The sequence below is a fragment of the Thermoflexus sp. genome (genome assembly GCF_040289485.1).
GTDB lineage: Bacteria > Chloroflexota > Anaerolineae > Thermoflexales > Thermoflexaceae > Thermoflexus.
Map to the genome: position 1 here is coordinate 1 of NZ_PSLG01000112.1, position 961 is coordinate 961.

General features: G+C 66.5%; 1 protein-coding gene. It reads right to left on the reverse strand.

The annotated features are described in order from the left end of the window. Positions 1-235: 235 nt before the first annotated feature. Entirely contained in the window at positions 236-448 is a 213-nt protein-coding gene (locus C4313_RS11435; protein ID WP_352429978.1) for a hypothetical protein, read from the reverse strand. Between the last annotated feature and the right edge of the window lie 513 nt (positions 449-961).

Below are 961 nucleotides of genomic sequence, written 5' to 3' on the forward strand. Positions count from 1 at the left end.
TCCGATCTTGCAACTTGGAAGGCCGTTCTCCTCCAGGGCACCCTGACCTTCTGCGCCATCTGGATCGTTGCTCTCGTCGCCCACGAGGTCGGCGCGCCGACCTTCGCCTCTCCCCGACCCGCGTTCTGGCCCACTACCTCCCCGTCGAGCAGGCGTTATGATTTATGCAGCAGTCTCTGATAATAAAAACGGCAGCTGCTGGCAATACTCTCCTCGCTCTCGAGGAGCGCTGTTGTTAGACGGGAAAGATCCGGGCAAAGAAGGGCGCCAGGATGGCCAGGGTTAGGAGCCAGAGGCCGATGCCGATGAGGATCCACCCACCCCAGCGTCGCACATCACGGAGATGGGCGTGGACCGTCCTGACGATCTCCTCCTGGGCGGTGGCGATGGCCACGGACAGGGTGAAGAGGAGCAACACGAGCACCACGGCCGCCAGGCCGAACGCCACGAAGGCGGCCGCGAAACCGCCCAGGGCGAAGGCATACCCGGCCAGACCGGCCAGGATGGGGCCTGTTCAGCCGAGGCCCGCCAGAACGTAGCCGAAACCGAAGAGACCGAATCCAAGGAGCGGATTTCTCCGCCGCACCTGCGCCTCAAAGCGCCGCAGCGGCACAACGATCCGCTCCGCACCGGGAATCCGATCCGCAGGAGGCCCGTCTGGATCAGCCCCAGGACGAGGAGGAGAAGACCGACGAGCGTGCGGATAGCGATCCCCGTCGGGCTGGCGAAGGTGACGCCGGCCAGAAGCGCCGACCCTCCCAGGGCGATGACGAGTCCGGTCAGGAGCATGAAGGCGGCAGCGCCGACCGCGAGAGCGGTGGCGAACGCCAGGGCCCGGGCGATGGACGGACGCCCTGCGGCCTCGACTCCGGTCGCGCGGGCCAGGAGGGTCACAAGAAGCGGAAAGGAGCAGGGGGAGAAGAAAGAAGCGATCCCGGCACCCGCCGCCAGGATCAGCAGG